At 66.7% G+C, this 16,362-nt stretch carries 11 protein-coding genes and 1 pseudogene; 5 read left to right on the top strand and 7 right to left on the bottom strand.

The window, feature by feature from the left end:
• The first annotated feature begins 429 nt into the window (after positions 1-429).
• From G7070_RS08205 to G7070_RS08220, 4 genes and pseudogenes are all read left to right on the top strand, one after another.
• Positions 430-2,232, top strand: coding sequence for a type I restriction-modification system subunit M (locus G7070_RS08205; protein WP_246227539.1), 1,803 nt, complete (start codon positions 430-432; stop codon positions 2,230-2,232).
• Positions 2,233-2,383: 151 nt separating this feature from the next.
• A protein-coding gene (locus G7070_RS08210) for an IS3 family transposase (protein ID WP_166233337.1) occupies positions 2,384-3,633 on the top strand; the annotation gives its coding sequence in 2 pieces (ribosomal slippage) (positions 2,384-2,720 and positions 2,720-3,633; 1,251 coding nt in all).
• 44 nt (positions 3,634-3,677) lie between these two features.
• Positions 3,678-4,145, top strand: a pseudogene (locus tag G7070_RS08215) (transposase); the annotation flags it as partial.
• 365 nt (positions 4,146-4,510) lie between these two features.
• The gene (locus tag G7070_RS08220) at positions 4,511-5,887 is read left to right on the top strand and encodes an IS256 family transposase (protein ID WP_166233338.1); all 1,377 of its coding nucleotides are present in this window, start codon (positions 4,511-4,513) and stop codon (positions 5,885-5,887) included.
• A 96-nt stretch (positions 5,888-5,983) separates the two neighbouring features.
• On the opposite strand, the gene G7070_RS08225 is transcribed toward G7070_RS08220, so the two are convergent.
• Positions 5,984-7,033: a tyrosine-type recombinase/integrase gene (locus tag G7070_RS08225; protein WP_166233339.1), complete on the bottom strand. Its 1,050-nt coding sequence runs from the start codon at positions 7,031-7,033 to the stop codon at positions 5,984-5,986.
• 229 nt (positions 7,034-7,262) lie between these two features.
• Positions 7,263-8,570 (bottom strand): ISL3 family transposase, encoded by a 1,308-nt coding sequence (locus G7070_RS08230; RefSeq protein WP_166233340.1) that lies wholly within the window; start codon positions 8,568-8,570, stop codon positions 7,263-7,265.
• Between the two features lie 536 nt (positions 8,571-9,106).
• On the opposite strand from G7070_RS08230, the gene G7070_RS08235 reads away from it, so the two are divergent.
• Positions 9,107-9,781 (top strand): JAB domain-containing protein, encoded by a 675-nt coding sequence (locus G7070_RS08235; protein WP_206080029.1) that lies wholly within the window; start codon positions 9,107-9,109, stop codon positions 9,779-9,781.
• Here the strand turns inward: G7070_RS08235 and G7070_RS08240 are convergent.
• From G7070_RS08240 to hsdR, 5 genes are all read right to left on the bottom strand, one after another.
• A complete protein-coding gene (locus G7070_RS08240; protein WP_166233341.1) occupies positions 9,765-10,799 on the bottom strand; it encodes a restriction endonuclease subunit S in 1,035 nt (344 codons plus the stop codon). The two genes, G7070_RS08235 and G7070_RS08240, sit on opposite strands and share 17 nt — an antisense overlap.
• Positions 10,800-10,964: 165 nt before the next feature.
• A complete protein-coding gene (locus G7070_RS08245; RefSeq protein WP_206080030.1) occupies positions 10,965-12,395 on the bottom strand; it encodes a class I SAM-dependent DNA methyltransferase in 1,431 nt (476 codons plus the stop codon).
• The gene (locus G7070_RS08250) at positions 12,392-13,132 is read right to left on the bottom strand and encodes a nucleotidyl transferase AbiEii/AbiGii toxin family protein (protein WP_166233342.1); all 741 of its coding nucleotides are present in this window, start codon (positions 13,130-13,132) and stop codon (positions 12,392-12,394) included. The genes G7070_RS08245 and G7070_RS08250 overlap by 4 nt, the downstream gene beginning before the upstream one ends.
• A 267-nt stretch (positions 13,133-13,399) precedes the next feature.
• Positions 13,400-13,828: a type IV toxin-antitoxin system AbiEi family antitoxin domain-containing protein gene (locus G7070_RS08255; protein WP_206080031.1), complete on the bottom strand. Its 429-nt coding sequence runs from the start codon at positions 13,826-13,828 to the stop codon at positions 13,400-13,402.
• 77 nt (positions 13,829-13,905) lie between these two features.
• Entirely contained in the window at positions 13,906-16,320 is a 2,415-nt protein-coding gene (gene hsdR / locus G7070_RS08260) for an EcoAI/FtnUII family type I restriction enzme subunit R (RefSeq protein WP_206080032.1), read from the bottom strand.
• Between the last annotated feature and the right edge of the window lie 42 nt (positions 16,321-16,362).

Here is a 16,362-nt window from a genome sequence, read left to right on the forward strand (position 1 = left end):
CCAGAGAGTTCCCGCGGGGAACTTGTGGGGAACTTTGTGTGGTCAAATCGGCCCCCTCGGCACGCTCAGTCATTTCTCGGAACAAGCGTACTGCTGAAGCGGAAGGCCTAGTCAAGGATCGATTAGCCCGGTCTGTCACGGTCTGACCAAGTGGGGGTCGATTGGTCAATTCACTAATTCAAGTCCAGTTAGGCCCACCAGCTCCAATCCCTCTCCCACTAGGGAGAATGGAACCCCTTTCAGAAGCCACCATGGGTTTCGTGCCCAACGCGTGCCCAATCGCATCGGTTTCGACCGTTCGAGCGGCATTCGAGGCTGCGCGCGAGCACCACCGGCGGGGCGGTTGGCATCACCTTCCACGCTCGCGGGTCATAGCCGAGAGGCCGACCGCGACTCGTTAGGGTGGCTAGGAAGAGGAAGTGGGGGGCGATGGCGCCGCAGGGGTTCCAAGACAAGGTCGCGTTCGTGTGGCGCGTGGCTGACAAGCTGCGCGGCACGTTCAAGCAGCACGAGTACGGCTCGGTGATGTTGCCGCTGCTGGTGTTGCGCCGCATGGACGCCGTGCTGGCCCCGACGAAGGACGCCGTGCTCGCGAAGGCGGCGACGTTCGCCTCCATCGGCGAGGGTGAGGACGCCTTGCTGAAGAAGGTCGCGGGGCACCGGTTCTACAGCACCGCTCCGTGGACGTTCGCGTCGCTGCTGAACGACGACAAGAATCTGGCCGACAACTTGGCCACCTACATCCGCCGGCTCTCCCGGGATGCCTACCGGGTGATGGAGGCGTACAACGTCGACGACAAGGTCGCCCGGCTGGATCGCGCGGGGCTGCTGTACGCCGTGATGGCCGATTTCGCCGACCTCGATCTGCGGCCGGTGGTGGTGTCGAACGAGGCGATGGGCTACATCTTCGAGGAGTTGCTGCGGAAGTTCTCCGAGATGAGCAACGAGACCGCCGGTGAGCACTACACCCCGCGTGAGGTGATCACCTTGATGGTCGACCTGCTCCTCACCGGTGAGGCGTCGAAGGAGCTGACCGAGAACCCGATCCCGGTACGCACCGTGTACGACCCGGCCGCCGGCACGGGCGGCATGCTGATGGGGGCGATGCACCGCATTAAGGCCATGAACGACCGGGCGATCGTGAACGTGTTCGGTCAGGAGTTGAACGACGAGACGTGGGCGATCGCGCAGTCGGACCTGATGATCCAGGACATCGACCCGGCACACATGCGCAACGGAAACACCCTCACCGCCGATGCGTTCGGCACCGCCAAGTTCGACTTCATCCTGGCGAATCCGCCCTATGGGGTTGACTGGAAGGCCTACGCCGCCCCGATCAAGGACGAGTACGACAAGTTAGGTTTCCAGGGGCGTTTCGGCGCCGGGCTGCCGCGGGTCTCGGACGGGTCGCTGCTGTTCCTGCAGCACATGCTGTCGAAGATGAAGCCGTCGGGGTCGCGGGTGGCGATCGTGCTGTCCGGCTCGCCGCTGTTCTCCGGGCAGGCTGGCTCTGGGGAGTCGGAGATCCGCCGCTGGATCTTCGAGAACGACTGGCTTGAGGGCATCGTCGCCCTGCCGGACCAGATGTTCTACAACACCGGCATCTCCACCTACGTGTGGATCCTCGCCAACGACAAGGCGGACGCCGACCGCGGCCTGGTGCGGCTGATCGACGCCCGCGAATCGGGGACGAAGATGCGCAAGTCGTTGGGCGACAAGCGCAAGGAACTCACTCCGACCGCGATCGAGGGGATCGCGCAACTGTACGGGGGTGCCTTGGGCGAGTTCGCCGGCGACGCTCGGGTGAAGGTGCTGGCGAACGAGGCGTTCGGGTTCCAACGCATCACCGTCGAACGGCCCTTGCGCCGCCGTTGGGAGGTCACCCCGGACGCCCTCGCGGCACTGGAGGCCTCGAGGCCGTGGCTCGCGTGGAAGGACGCCCCAAGCCCGGGCGCCTTCGTGCCGCTGTCCGGGACGCGGTTCGCCACGGTCACTGCGCTAACCGCCGCGGTCAAGAAGCTGGACGCCGCCACGCCGCTTCCTGTGGTGCGCGAACTGGTGAAGCTGGCGGCGATCGCGGACCCGGAGGCGCCGATCATCAAGGGCAAGGCCGGACCCGAGCCCGACCCTGACCTGCGGGACGCCGAGAACATCCCCCTGCCCGCCGGCTGGCTGGCCTTCGACGACAAGGCCGGGAGAAGGCGCTGGTCGACGCCGCCGAGGCACACCTGAAGTCGGAGATCCACCCCTACGTGCCGGACGCCTGGATCGACCACACCAAGACCAAGGTCGGCTTCGAGATCCCCTTCACACGGGGTTTGACCCCGGTTCTTGGACACGCTGAATCCAGCATGTGGTGCTGGGGAAGCGAGATGATCCGAGAATGTCCAGGAAGAACTACTCCGAGGAGTTCCGTCGTCAGGCTGTCGACTTGTACGAGTCCACGCCGGGGGCCACGGTCCGCGGCATCGCCGCCGATCTGGGCATCGTGCGGGGCACGCTGCGCCAGTGGCTCGACGCGTACGGGACCGGCAAGAAGACCGCCGTGGACGGGACGCTGACGTCGAGTCCGCTGCGGTCGAACAGCCCGTCAGCGCCCGAGGGTGATACACCGGAGCAGAAAATCGCCCGGCTCGAGTTCCGGGTGAACGAGCTCGAGGTCGAGACCACCAAGCTCACCACCGAGCGCGAGATCCTCCAACGGGCGGCCAAGTATTTCGCCGGGGAGACGCGCTGGTGAGTCGCTTCCAGTTCGTCGCCGACAACTCCGCCACCTTCGAGGTGAAGCGATTGTGCGAGCTCGTCGAGGTCGAGCGTTCGTCCTTCTATGCCTGGCTCAAGGCGTCCTCGGCACGCCAGAAGCGTGCCCGGGCCGATGCCGAGCTCGCGGCGCGGATCAGGGCTGTGCATGCCGAGGACAGCACCCAGGGTGCTCCACGGATCACTGCTGAGCTCAACGACGGCGTCCCGGCCGGCGATCGCGTGAACCACAAGCGGGTCGCCCGGGTGATGCGGCTGGAGGGCATCCGTGGCTATGTGAAGAAGCGGCGGGTGCGGACCACGCTCCCAGAGCCGTCGGGGCACAAGTATCCCGACCTGCTCCAGCGGGACTTCACCGCCGAGGCACCGAACCGGCGCTACGTCGGGGACATCACCTACCTGCCGTTGGCTGACGGGAAGAACCTGTACCTGGCGACCGTCATCGACTGCTACTCACGTCGGCTCGCCGGCTGGGCGGTGGCCGACCACATGCGCACTGAACTCGTCGAGGACGCCTTGAAGGCCGCCGCCGTCGCCCGCGGCAGCCTTCAGGGTGCGATCTTCCACAGCGACCACGGGTCGGTCTACTGTTCGAAGGACTACGCCAAGCTCTGCCACCGACTCGGCGTCACCCAATCGATGGGGGCCGTCGGCTCGTCGGCCGACAACGCGTTGGCGGAGTCGTTCAACGCCACGTTGAAGCGCGAAATCCTCCAAGACGCCGCCTGCTGGAGCGACGACGCGACCTGTCGCCGGCAGACCTTCAGGTGGCTCGTCCGCTACAACACCCGACGCCGTCACACCTGGTGCGGCTACCTGTCCCCGTCCACCTACGAGGCCCGCCGGGCCGCTACGCTGCCAACCGCCGCGTAATCACACCCCGTGTCCAAGATCCGGGGTAAGGCCCCTGGGCTGGCGACTCGAAGCTGTACCTGTGCGCGGTCAAGGACGTGTACTCCAACCGGATCGTGGGGTACTCGATCGACCGACGGATGACCTCGACACTGGCTGTTGACGCCCTCAAGATGTCGGTTGCCAGGCGTGGTGGCCGCTCGAACGTAACCGGCTGCCGGGTCCATTCGGACCGAGGATCGCAGTTTCGTTCCCGCCACTTCGTGGAGGCGATCAGGGCCAATGGCCTCATCGGATCCATGGGCAGAGTCGGTGCTGCTGGTGACAACGCCGCCATGGAGAGCTTCTTCGCCTTGTTACAAAAGAACGTCCTCAACCGTCGCCGCTGGCGCTCGTTTGACCAACTCCGACTCGCCATCGTGACCTGGATCGAAGGCACCTACCACCGTCGACGCCGCCAAGCCCGCCTAGGACGCTTGACTCCCATCGAGTACGAACTGGTTCAATCAACACAGGTGGCCGTCGTCGCCTGAGACAACCGTGTCAACCAAACACGAGGCAGACCCTTTGTCGGTCGCCGGGGGTGGGTCCTCGCAGTGGAGTGCTGGTCTGAGCCAGTCCTCGATGATCGCGGTGAGAACGCCGGCGGGCTCGTTCTCGTGCGGGCAACCGAGCACCGCAGCGATGCGCAACTGCTCTGCTGAAGCCGGGCCCGTTGCCGAGTTGAGTCGTCGCACCGGTTCCCGCCAATCCGGGTAGGTCACGGGACCCATCATGCATGGATGTGGCCCTGAGGGAAGACGCCATCGACCTCGACCTATGCACGGACAGGCCGCTGGCGGGGTCTATCGCAGGAACGGTGTAAGTGGCTCTACCGCCCGGTTGGGCAGGAAGGGTCATGATGACCGGAACACTGGTGGCTGTGGAGCCACACGAGGAAGAGGCAAGCACGGTCGAGGAGCCGCGGCTGCCGGCGGCGTTCGGTGGGGACACCCTGCCGGTGCTGGGGCCGCCTGAGTACCCGCCCACGCTGACGCGCCAGGAAACCGAGCTTCTGCGCGGTCTGGTACGTCGTACCCGGGCAGGCGGTGGGGACCTGACGGGTCCCGACGGTTTGTTGAAGCACCTGACCAAGACGGTGATCGAGTCGGCCTTGGAGGAGGAGTTGGTCGACCACCTGGGCTACGACAAGCACGATCCGGCGGGCCGTAACCGGGGCAACTCGCGCAACGGCCACCGCTCGAAGACGGTCGTAACCGACAGTTGCGGCGAGGTGACGATTGAGGTGCCCAGGGACCGTGAGGGGTCGTTCGAGCCGCAGATCGTGGCCAAGCGGCAACGTCGCCTGACGGATCTGGACACGATGGTGATCAGCCTGTTCGCCAAAGGGTTGACCACCGGAGAGATCAGCGCTCATCTGTTCGAGGTGTACGGCGCCTCGGTGAGCAAGGACACCGTGAGCCGCATCACCGACAAGATCGTCGAGGAGATGAACACTTGGTGGGCGCGGCCGTTGGACAAGGTGTACGCGGCGATCTTCATCGATGCGATCGTCGTCAAAGTGCGGGACGGGCAAGTCGCCAATCAGCCGTTCTACGCGGCGATCGGCGTTGATCTGGACGGCCACAAGGACATCCTCGGGATCTGGCCGGGCAACGGCGGCGGCGAGTCGGCCAAGTACTGGCTCAGTGTCCTCACCGACCTCAAGAACCGCGGTGTCGCCGACGTGTTCTTCCTGGTCTGTGACGGCCTGAAGGGCCTGCCCGACAGTGTCAACGCCGTGTTCCCCCAAACGATCGTGCAGACGTGCATCATCCACCTGATCCGCAACACGTTCCGCTACGCCTCACGCAAGTACTGGGACCAGATCAGCCGCGACCTGACACCCGTCCACACCGCCCCCAGCGTGGCAGCCGCCGAGCGAGCTCGTGACGAGTTCTGCGACAAGTGGGGCCGCGCCTACCCCGCCATCAAGACGTTGTGGCTCAACGCGTGGGAAGAGTTCATCCCGTTCCTGGACTACGACATCGAGATCCGCAAGGTGCTGTGTTCGACGAACGCAATCGAATCCCTGAACGCCCGATTCCGGCGCGCTGTCCGGGCCCGGGGGCACTTCCCCAACGAGCAATCCGCCATGAAGACCCTCTACCTCGTCGTCAGGAGTCTGGACCCCAAGGGCACCGGTCAGACACGATGGGTCACACGCTGGAAGCCAGCACTCAACGCCTTCGCCATCACCTTCGCCGACCGCATGCCGGCCGCCGAGAACCGCTAGAAATGAAAACCGCCACTTACACCGTTCGTCGGACAGTCCCTTTCGTCCTGCCGTGACGACCCAGCGGTTAGGACACGCCGACCGAACGTTACGGGATCAGGTGAGTCTTGCACCTTCGGCTCGCGCAGCGAGGTCGGCCATGCGCGTGGCGAGGTCCTTCTTGCGGTCGTTGACGGCTTCTTGGTAGCGCATGGCGACGTGGATGTCGCTGTGGCCGGCGAACTGCATGAGTTCTTTGGTGGTGGCTCCGCTGATGGCGGCCATGGTGGCGGCGAAGTGGCGGAGGTCGTGGAAGCGGAAGTCGGGGCGTCCGATCTGGTGGCGGGCCTTGTAGAAGCTGTTTCCTGGGTGCGTCTGCCTGCCGCGCTTGTCGAATCGGGGCGCGTGGCCGTAGACCTGTCCCGGGGTGAGCGGGCGTCCGTGGGTGCCGGGGAATACCAGCGAGTCGGCGTCGCTTCGGGTGTACGTGGCGAGGTGCTGCCGCACGTCCTCGATGAGGTGGGGTGGCAGGTAGATCGTCCTGTGCCCGGCGAGGGACTTGGGGGTGGTCAGCACACGCTCGCCGGCGACGGTGACCGCCGCCTGCTCGACCGTGACGGTGCCTTCGGTGAGGTTCTCGCTGAGGGTGATGTCGCGCCGGCGCAGGCCGGTGAGTTCGCCGAACCGCAGGCTGCACCAGGCGGCGAGGAGCACCATCAAGCGGTGCTGGGAGCGCATGGCGTCGGCGAGTTCCTGGACTTGGGCGACGGTGAGGAGGTTGGTCTCCTTGGGGACGGCTCGGGAGGTGGCTCCTTCGACGCTGACGGGGGACTCCTTGACGAGTCTGCGTGCCACGGCGGTGCGGAAGATCGCCTTGAGTAGGGAGTAGGCGTGGGTGCGCATGGTCGGCGCGTCTGGGCGGGAGTGGAACCAGCGTTCGACGTCGGCGGTGGTGATCGCGGTCAGGGGAAGGTCGTGGAACGGCGCGAACCAGCGCTCGTGGATGTCGAGGTAGTGCTCCTTGGAGCGGTCCTTCAGTGGGCGCCCTCTGACCAGACGCTTGTCGATCCACTCCCGGGCGAACTCGTCGAAGGTAATGGCCTGCTCCTCGGTTCTGCGCCGGCGCTCGGCCGGAGGGGTCCACTCGCTGTACTCGATGAGCCTCAACTCGTCTGAGAGCCACCCTTGCGCACGTTCCCGTGTGGTGAACGTGATGCCAGCGCGGTGCAGCTTCCGGTCTGGCCCGGTGTACCTGACCTTGAACCGGCCGCGGGTCTCTATGATGGTTCCGAAGCTCCGGTGCTCCTGCTTCTTCTCCTTGCGCCGTGGAGCGAATCTTCCAGAGAGTTCCCCGCGGGGAACTTGTGGGGAACTTTGGTTGGTCATAACGGGCTCTTCACAATCCACGGTGTAGTCGGGGTCTGAATCCGCCGGTCTCGAGTAGTGATCTGGCGATGTAGTGGGTGAGGTTCCTGAAGCCCAGCGCACTGCCGCGGAGGTGTTCCAGCCGGCCGTTCAGGGCCTCGGTGGGGCCGTTGCTGGTGCCCGGCCGGTCGAAGTAGGCGAGGATGTCAGCCGCCCGCTTCTTCAGCGTCCGGCCCAACACGACGACCTCCGTCAACGCGCCGGGGACACCGCTGCCGATGGCTTGGATGAGGTTCTCCATCAGCTGGCGACCCTTCGCGCGGTCGGGTTCGCGGTAGGCGGCGATCATCTTCTGGTAGATGGCCCAGGTGGCTTCGACCTCGACATGGTCATCGCCGGCGAACAAGGCCTCCAGCCGGGCCTTCTGACGTGCGGTGAGGAGGTCCAGACCGGTGTGCAGGGTCCGCCGGGCTCGGTAGAGCGGATCGGTCGCGCGGACACGATGCCCATGGAGTTGTTGTTGGATGCGGCGCCGGCACTGGTCCAGGGCGTCACCTGCCAGGCGGACGACGTGGAACGGATCTAACACAGGCGTGGCGTCGGGGAGTTCCTCGGTGGTGGCGGTCTTGAAGCCGCTGAACCCATCCATGGCGACGACCTCGATCCCGTCACGCCACGCCTGCGGCCGGCTGGCGAGCCACGTCTTGAACGCCTGCTTGGACCGTCCTTCGACCATGTCCAACAAGCGGGCCGGACCAGTATCATCCCTAACCGGAGTGAGGTCGATGATCACGGTCACGTACTTGTCGCCCTTACGGGTGTGCCGCCAGACATGTTCGTCGACGCCGACCACGCTCACGCCGTCGAACCGGGTCGGGTCGTTGATCAGGACGCGCTGGCCCTCGGCGAGGACGGCGTCGTTGGCGGTGTTCCACGACACGCCAAGGCCTTCGGCGATCCGCGCGACGGTGAGGTGGGCTAGCACGAGGCCTTCCAGCGCCCACCGCAACGCTCGCCGGGACAGCTTGGAGCGTGGTTCGGCGGCCTTGCTCATGTCCTGGCGCCACACGTGGCCGCATTCGGCGCAGCGGTAGCGGCGCACGGTGACCAGCAGCAGGGTGGGACGCCAGCCGAACGGCTCGTGCGCCAGGCGGCGGACCACGGTGCCACGCGGGGTTCCCTCGCCGCCGCAGCGCCGGCACCACTGATCGGGATCGACGACCCGGCAGGCGAGTACCGCCCGCTTCGGCTCGAGGTACTGGCCGACGACCTCCAGGCCGAGCTCGTCGAGGCGAGCGAACGTGGTCGGGTCGGGGCGCGTGAAGGTAGCGTGGAGCACGTCGAGGTCTTCCAGATGGGCAGTGTGAGAACTTCCATCTTCGGGAGGCCTCGACCCTCATCCGCGGACCGACGCGCCGCCCCAGATCACCCCGCCTCTACACCCTCGATTGTGATGAGCCTCATAACGGCCCTTTTCGCCCGATCCGTCAAATTTCGAATCCATGATAATCGCACACCGTTTGCCCTAGTCAAGGGTCAATTAGCCCGCTGAGTCGCGCTCAGTCATGAATGGTCCAGACAGGTCCAAATGCAATTTCAAGTCCAGTTAGGCCCACCCTCTGAAACCCCCTCCCACTAGGGCAGGGGTTTTGACTTTCTCCCTCTCGTTGGATTCGTGCCCAACACGTGCCCAATCAGGTCCGTTACCCGCCCCCGCGGGTCTGCCGTGCCCGATCCGGCGGCGCCGATCACGACGGCGGTTGAATGGGTCCTCGGGTTGTGGTGTACCCAGGTCACGTTCGGGGGCCTCCGGTTATCCACAGATCACCCGCGGAGGTGCGCGCAAAGGGTGCGGGACGCCCGAGACTGGACTGCATGACCCCCACCCCGCCCATGAGGCTGCTGCCCGCCCACGATCGACCGCGCGAACGGCTCCTGCGCGAGGGCTCCCTCGCACTCAGCGACGCTGAGCTGGTGGCCATCCTGCTGGGGACCGGCGGGCGAGGACGCAACGTCGTCGCCCTCGCGCAGGACGTGCTCGCCCGCTGCGGCGGGGTGGCCGGGCTGGCACGCTGGGGCGTGCCTGAACTCGCGCGCCTGGACGCCGTGGGTTCCGCGAAGGCGTCCCGGCTGGTGGCCGCGCTGGCATTGGCCGGACGCCTCGGAGCGCCCGAGGAGCACCCCCGCCTGACTGACTCCGGAACCATCGCGGCCGTCGCCCAGGCTCGCCTCAACGGCGGGCGTGTCGAGCGCTTGTTGGTGCTCGTGGCCGACTCGGGGTTGCGCCTGCGCCACCTCGAAGAGGTGGCCAAGGGGGGCGCGAGCAGTTGCGGTCTGCCCGTGCGGGAGGTGCTCAGCGCGGTGTTGCGCCACGATGGCGTGGCGTTTGCCCTCGCGCACAATCATCCCGGCGGGGACCCGACCCCGACGGACGCCGACCGCGCGACCACGCAGCGGGTGTCGGATGCCGCCGCTCACGTCGGGATACGGTTCCTCGAGCACGTGGTGGTGACGGACGCCGCCTGGCGGAGCGTCAGCGCAGCGCGCTGAAGATCTCGTTGCGGGCGGCGGGCAGGATGGACTTGGCAAGCTCATCTCGGTGAAGTGCTACCCTGCGGACCTCGTTCATTCTTGCCCTGACGTCGATCAGTCGCTCGATGGCGCCCGGAAGCTGCGCCGGCGTCGGAGTCGGCACCTTCACTTGTTCGAGGAACGACGCGGGAACCCGCTGCTGCCCGGCAGTTCCTGTGAATGACTCACGGGCTCTGCTGATGAACCACTGCGTGCGTAGCAGGGCCCAGATCCATCTTGTGTATCGATCATCATGTGGCCGGAGGACGTGGAACTCGGTGGAGCCGTAGCCGACTCGGGCGTTGTAGCCCTCGTAGACCGCGGACTTCCCGTTCTGCATACTCGGAGTGATCCGGGCGAAGATGACGTCGCCTGCCTGGAACTGGCGATAACCGGACGCCAAGTCGCTACGTGCTCGCTGCTGAGACCCGACGATTGAACCCGTAATGGCATCAACCGCCTCCATCGGCACAAAGTCGATGGGGGAATCAGGGGCCAGCCGGAGGGGACGAGGCCCCACTTCCGCGAGATGGCCGAGCGGCCGCTGCGGCAGCGAGTCCAGCCACAAGCTGACCAACGCGTCGACTGAAGCCTTCGGTCGATCACCCGAATGGACTGCCCCTTCCGCAAGTTCCGTCAGGTGGGCGGCAATGCGGTCTTGTTCCGAAGTCGGGGGCAGCGGAACCAAGATCCGCAGGAAGGCGTCGATGTTGACCCGCTGCCGCCGCTGCCCGAGACCGTTGGTTGATCTGGCCATCTCCTCGGTGAACTGGTTGGATTTGAGGAAGTGCTCCAGGAAGCCCGGCGCCACTCGTACCGGATCCGGCGCGAAAGTTGGGAACTCGCTGGAAACGAAGTAGCCGTCGAATTCCGCGGGTACCAGTGCGACGGCACCCTCCCAGCCAAACAGCTTGCTGTAGACGATCTGCCCCTCAGACAAGCGGAACAGGCGGGTGTAGCTCGTGGCTGATCCCCCCGTGACGCCCTTGTCGAACAAGCCGCGCCCTCGATTCAGTACGCCACACGAGGGGTAGGTCTGTGTAGCAACGACGTCTACCGGATGCTGATCGAGTCGCAGGACTTCACCCAACGGCACCCACGGGACCGTCACAGCACAAACCCGTCGATCTCGCGCTGCAGGTCCTCGTAGAGCCTCAGCAACTCACGCTCGGTCTCGATCAGTTCGGCGACCAACTCCTTGGGCGAGCGGTGCTCGAGGTCGTCCGGTCGGTGGGGGTTGTGGAGGTCGAGGTTGTAGCCCGCTTCGCGGATTGTCGCGGCGTCGACCCGCCACGCCCGATCGTTCTCGACGCGGCCCCGCGGCGGCGTCCGCCCCACCAAGCCGCGCAGTCGGCGAACTCCTCGAAGCGCATCGGCTTGGTCTTGGTGTAGTTCTTGCGTCCCTCGGGGCGGGGATCTCGTAGAACCACACCGGCCCCTGGTGGCCCTTCTCGAAGAACAGCACGTTGCTGGGGATGATCGTGTACGGCGCGAACACGCCGTTGGGCAGCCGCAGCACCGTGTGCAGGTTGAACCGGCTCATCAGGTCGGCCTTGATCTTGCCGCCCACGCCGGTGTCGAACAGCACCGAGTTGGGCACGACGATGCCGCAGCGCCCGGTGGCGCTGCGTTCGATCCGCGCCATGACCGACTGCAGGAACAGCCAGGCGGTTTCGGCGGTCCGGTATTGCACGGGGAAGTTCTCCTGGACGAGCTTCTCCTCCTCACCGCCGAACGGAGGGTTCGTGAGCACGACATCGACCCCCGCGCGGCGCACCTCGGCCAGCCCGACGTTCAGGGAGTTCTGCTCGGTGAAGTTCGGGCGGTCGATGCCGTGCAGCAGCAGGTTCATCTGCCCCAGCAGGTGCGGCATGGGCTTCTTCTCGATGCCGCGCAGCCCGGCCTTCACCTGCTCGACCTCGGACGCCGACACGTTGCCGTTGGTCATGTGCTTGTATGCCTCGATGAGGAACCCGCCGGTGCCCGCGGCGGGGTCGAGCACGGTCTCGCCGGGGCGCGGGTCGACCTGCTCGACGATGAACCGGATCAGCGGACGCGGGGTGTAGAACTCACCGGAGTCGCCGGCGGCGTCCCGCATCTCGCGCAGCATGGTCTCGTAGAACACGGCCATGGCGTGCATCTCGTCCCGCTGGGAGAACTCCACCTTGTTGACTTGATCGACGAGCTGACGCAGGAGGTGCCCCGACAGCATGCGGTTGGTCGTGTCCTGGAACACGCGCGCGAGCGTGTCCCGTGGGTCACCAGGGCGCCCTGACCCTTGAAGGCTGCGCAGCTTGGGCAGCAGCTTGCCGTTGACAAACACCAACAACGGGTCGCCCGTCGTGTCGCTACCGGACGCCCATGCGCGCCACCGGAACTCCTCCGGGAGGACCGGTCGATAGCCCTCCTCCAGCGCCTCACGTTCCTCCTCGAGGTCGTCAAAGGCCTTGAGGAACAGCAGCCACGCCAGCTGCGGCAGGCGGTCGAGTTCGCCGTTGAGTCCGGCGTCCTTGCGCATGATCTGGCGCGACTGGTTGATCACCGCCTGCAGGCGGGCCTGGGTGGTCTTGGCCGGGGATGTGGCTGGGCTCACTGGGTTTCCTCGTCATCGAAGGCGGACAGGTAGAAGCGGCGCACGAGGGCCGCGGCGGCGTCGAGAGTGCGCTCGCTCAGGCCGATCTCCGAGGCCATGGCTGCGAAGGGCACCCGCCAGTCGCGGGGCGGTTCGGGCAGGTCGAGCGGTGGGTCGGTGGCGTCCCGTTCGGCGAACACCGCCGCCACGGCGCGGGCGAAGGCGCCTGGTTCGAGGAGGTCCTGCTCGACCAGGAGAGCGAGATCCACTAGGTCTTTCACCCGCGAGGACGGCCGCTCGTGGGCATAGATCCGCGCGTAGGCGTGCAGCTTCTCGGCGGCGTGGCGCGGCAGGTCGACGCTGCGCACGGCGAAAGGCTCGCCCCCGAGCATGGGACGGACGGCCACGGCGTCCAGGCCTTCGGTGGGCTCGGACGCCTTGGTGACGACGTCGATAGTGACCGTTTCGAACGGGCTCCGGGCTACGAAGACGTCGACCACGACGCGCCACGTCGAGGGCAGCTCGTCCTCGACGCGCACTTGCCGGGGCGGTCGGACGCCGAAAGCGCAGTCGTCGCCAAGGTCGACGTCGAGGGCCTGGTCGAGCAGGTCCTGCAGGTCGGTGGCAGTCAGGCCGGCGACCTCGGTGAGCAGCAGATCGAGATCCTTGGTGGTCCTCGCCGCGAGACCCAGGCGCAGTTCGAGGCCGAACCCGCCCTTCAACACCCACCGCGGGTCACGCGCGAGCCGGGCCAGCACCCGCTGGAAGACGTACCGGTTGCGGACGCGCTGCGGGGGGACGCCCTCCTGGGCGGCGATGTTGCGGAGCCGGTGGCTGAGGCTGACCAGCCGCGGGTCACTCATCCGTAGCAACCCGTGCGAGCGCGCGTTCGAGGCGCAGGGCGGCGCGGTCGGGGGCGTCCGCGGATGCCCGCAGCAGCCGGCGCCGTGTCGTGAGGCCTAGCCGGAGCGCGTCCGCCACCGACCTGTCGACGTGCTCCTGTGACAGCTCTGACGCTGCAGCATCTACGAGCGTGCGCAGGGGGTCGTGACGGCCCAGCCGCGACGGCGTTCGAGCTCGTCCTCGGTCAACACGTCGACATGAAGGGCGACCAGGTCATCGACGGCGCCGAACCCCGGTGGGACCGTCAGGTGCACCTTGATGGGATCGACGTCGGATAGTCCGTGGACCGATAGGGCGGACTCGTGGGACACGACGCCTCGTCCGTCACTCCACAGGCTCCAGCGGACGTAAACGTCGTCAGCATCGGCGGGCCACTCGGGCAGCCGGAAGAGCGCCCGGTCGACCCGGAGCCAGTTGCCGGCGTCGGCGTGGTACTTCTGGGCTTGGTAGGAGTAGCCGACCTCCAGCGCCTGTGCCGCCGTGAAGTAGCCCGCCTGCTGGAACGCCACGGCGTGAAGCGCCCGGCGAAGGTCCTGGCGGGGGGTCGGCATGCGGAGAGCCTACCAGACTCTAAACTCAACGGAATCTTTAGTTTCATCCTAGCTGACAGCGGATAACTAAAGATATTCTACGCGGCGTAGAGCCACGACTGGACGCGTTCAAGTTGCGCGCGGAGAACGTCGCCCCCACCGAAGATGCGGGCAAGATCGACGGGGGAGCCGAGGTCGCCCAGTGGCTCGAGGCGGAAGACCTCCGTCGTCTCCAGGTCCGTGACGCCGAACTCCTCGTAGCGGGCGAGCAGACCCTCGAGCACGGCCCGCGCTTCTGCGGTCTGGGCGGCGAGTTCGGCCGCATGTTGCTGGCGTACTTGCCGGACGCGCTCGGAGCGGGTGCGGGCCGGGCGGTTCCACGCCACCTGGAGGAGGGCGTCCAGAGGGTCGCTGTCGGTCAACCCTGCGGACTCGACGAGGCTGTCCACGTCGATGCCCTGCGCCTCCAACGAGGAGGCAAGCGCGTGCCGCGACGGGACCCGCGACCAGCGCTCCCGCAGCGTGTCCTCGTCGCCCTCGGCGGCGATCCGTTCGCGCACCCACGCACCGTACTCGGTCAGCAGCAGCCGGCCGGAGGCCACATCGGGCACGAGGCGGGCCTCGCCGACAACACGGAAGTCGCCGTCGTCCACGTACAGCTTGCGTCCAGGCGGACGTCCGGACCCGGCCTCGGGGGGGTCAAGCACCTCGAACTCAGGGACGGGTTCTTCGACCGAAGGGTCGTCGAGCGGCTCGCCGGTGACCGACCGCTCGCCGTCCGGGACCACCGGCTCGGCCCGGACGACCGCACCGTCGGCGTCCACCACCTCGCGCGTGATGTCGGTCGGGTAGCCGTCGAAGGCCGGGTCTTCGAACAACACCGTGGCGCCGACGTAGTCGATGATCTCGAAACTGGTCTTGCCCTTGTCGGGGAAGAGCCGCGTGCCGCGACCGATGATCTGTTTGAACTCCACCATCGAGCCGACGGGGCGGAACAGGACGACGAACTTGAGGTCCTCGACATCTACCCCGGTCGACAACAGGCGAGACGTCGTCGCCACGACGGGGCTGATCTTGTCCGGGTCGGTGAAGTCGCCGAGCAGCCGCTCCTTCTCACCCTCAATCCCCACGATGCGGACCACCCATTCGGGGTCGGTGGCGATCAGGTCGGGGTTCTCGTCAACCAAGGCGCGGCGCATCTCGTCGGCGTGCTCGGTATCGACGCAGAACACGATGCAGCGGGCGGTGGGGTCTCGGCGGAGGATCCCCGACAGGTGCCGCGCGGCCAACTGGGTCCGGGCCAGGAGGGCCACGACGCGTTCGAAGTCGCGCGTGGAGTAGACGCCCTCGGGCACCTCACGTCCCAGGCGATCGAGCAGCCCAGGGGCCGGCTCCCAGCCCTCGGCATCCGGGGAGAGCATGACTCGGCGCACCCGGTAGGGAGCCAGGAAGCCGTCCTCGATGCCTTGGCGCAACGTGTAGCGGTAGACGGGGTTGCCGAAGTAGTCGTAGCTGTTGACGCGGTCGCTGCGTGGTGTCGCCGTGAGCCCGAGCTGGACCGCGTCGGCGAAGTAGTCCAGGACGGCGCGCCAGGCCGAGTTCTCCTCAGCGCTGCCCCGGTGGCACTCGTCGACGATCACCAGATCGAAGAAGTCCGGCCGGAACGCCTCGAACAGCGAATCCCGATCGCCGCCGGCTGCCAGCGCCTGATACGTCGCGAAGTAGATCTCGCGACTGGTGTCGACGCCACCCCGGACACGGTTGAGCAGCTCGCCGCCGAACGCCGGCGTGAAGTCCTTGCGCATCGGCTGCGACAGGAGTTGGTCCCGGTCCGCGAGGTAGAGCACCCGGTAGTTCCGCTGGGGCCGGACGGCGGCTTCGTAGGCGCGCAGCTTGGCCACGATCTGCATGGCCGTGAACGTCTTGCCGGTACCGGTGGCCATGAGTAGCAACACGCGCCGGTCCCCGCGGGCGATGGCCGCGAGCACCCGGTTGATCGCGACGGCCTGGTAGTAACGCGGCGTGATCACCTCACCGGCAGCGTTACGCCGTCCGCGGTTGAGGGGCTGCCGAACCAGCCCGGAGTCCGCGGTCTGCAGCCGGTGGAGTAGCTGGTATTCGTCCCAGGCCACGGCCGGCGCCGCGAACTCGGACACCCGGCGCTCGCGGCCGGTCCGGAGGTTGTGCTCGATGATCTCCACGCCGTTGGTCGCATACGCGAGCGGGACGTCCAACTGCTGCGCGTACCGCAGCGCCTGTTGCAGACCATCGGAGGCAGCCCGATACTCGCGCTTGGCCTCCACGACTGCCGTCATGAGACCGGGGGCCGCTTCGAGCACGTAGTCGATCAAGCCGGACCCGAGTTCGCGCGTCACCCCGCCGAGGGTCGCCACCCGTTGCGCGGCAACAGGAAACTGCTCGGCCACCTGCTCCGACTGCCACCCGGCAGACTCGAGGGCCGGCACCACGAAGTCGCGACACGTGTCGCGTTCCTGAGGTCCGGGCCGGCGCATGACCTCAGGCTAGTGAACAAGCCGTCCGCCGTGTCGCACCCC

Origin of the sequence: Propioniciclava coleopterorum, assembly GCF_011393335.1 — a bacterium.
In the GTDB taxonomy this organism is placed as follows: Bacteria; Actinomycetota; Actinomycetes; order Propionibacteriales; family Propionibacteriaceae; genus Propioniciclava; species Propioniciclava coleopterorum.

Coding starts and splice junctions, on each gene's coding strand:
- hsdR (WP_206080032.1), bottom strand. CDS start 16,320: ATGCGCCGGCCCGGACCTCAGGAACGCGACACGTGTCGCGACTTCGTG.
- G7070_RS08255 (WP_206080031.1), bottom strand. CDS start 13,828: ATGCCGACCCCCCGCCAGGACCTTCGCCGGGCGCTTCACGCCGTGGCG.
- G7070_RS08235 (WP_206080029.1), top strand. CDS start 9,107: ATGACCCCCACCCCGCCCATGAGGCTGCTGCCCGCCCACGATCGACCG.
- G7070_RS08220 (WP_166233338.1), top strand. CDS start 4,511: ATGATGACCGGAACACTGGTGGCTGTGGAGCCACACGAGGAAGAGGCA.
- G7070_RS08205 (WP_246227539.1), top strand. CDS start 430: ATGGCGCCGCAGGGGTTCCAAGACAAGGTCGCGTTCGTGTGGCGCGTG.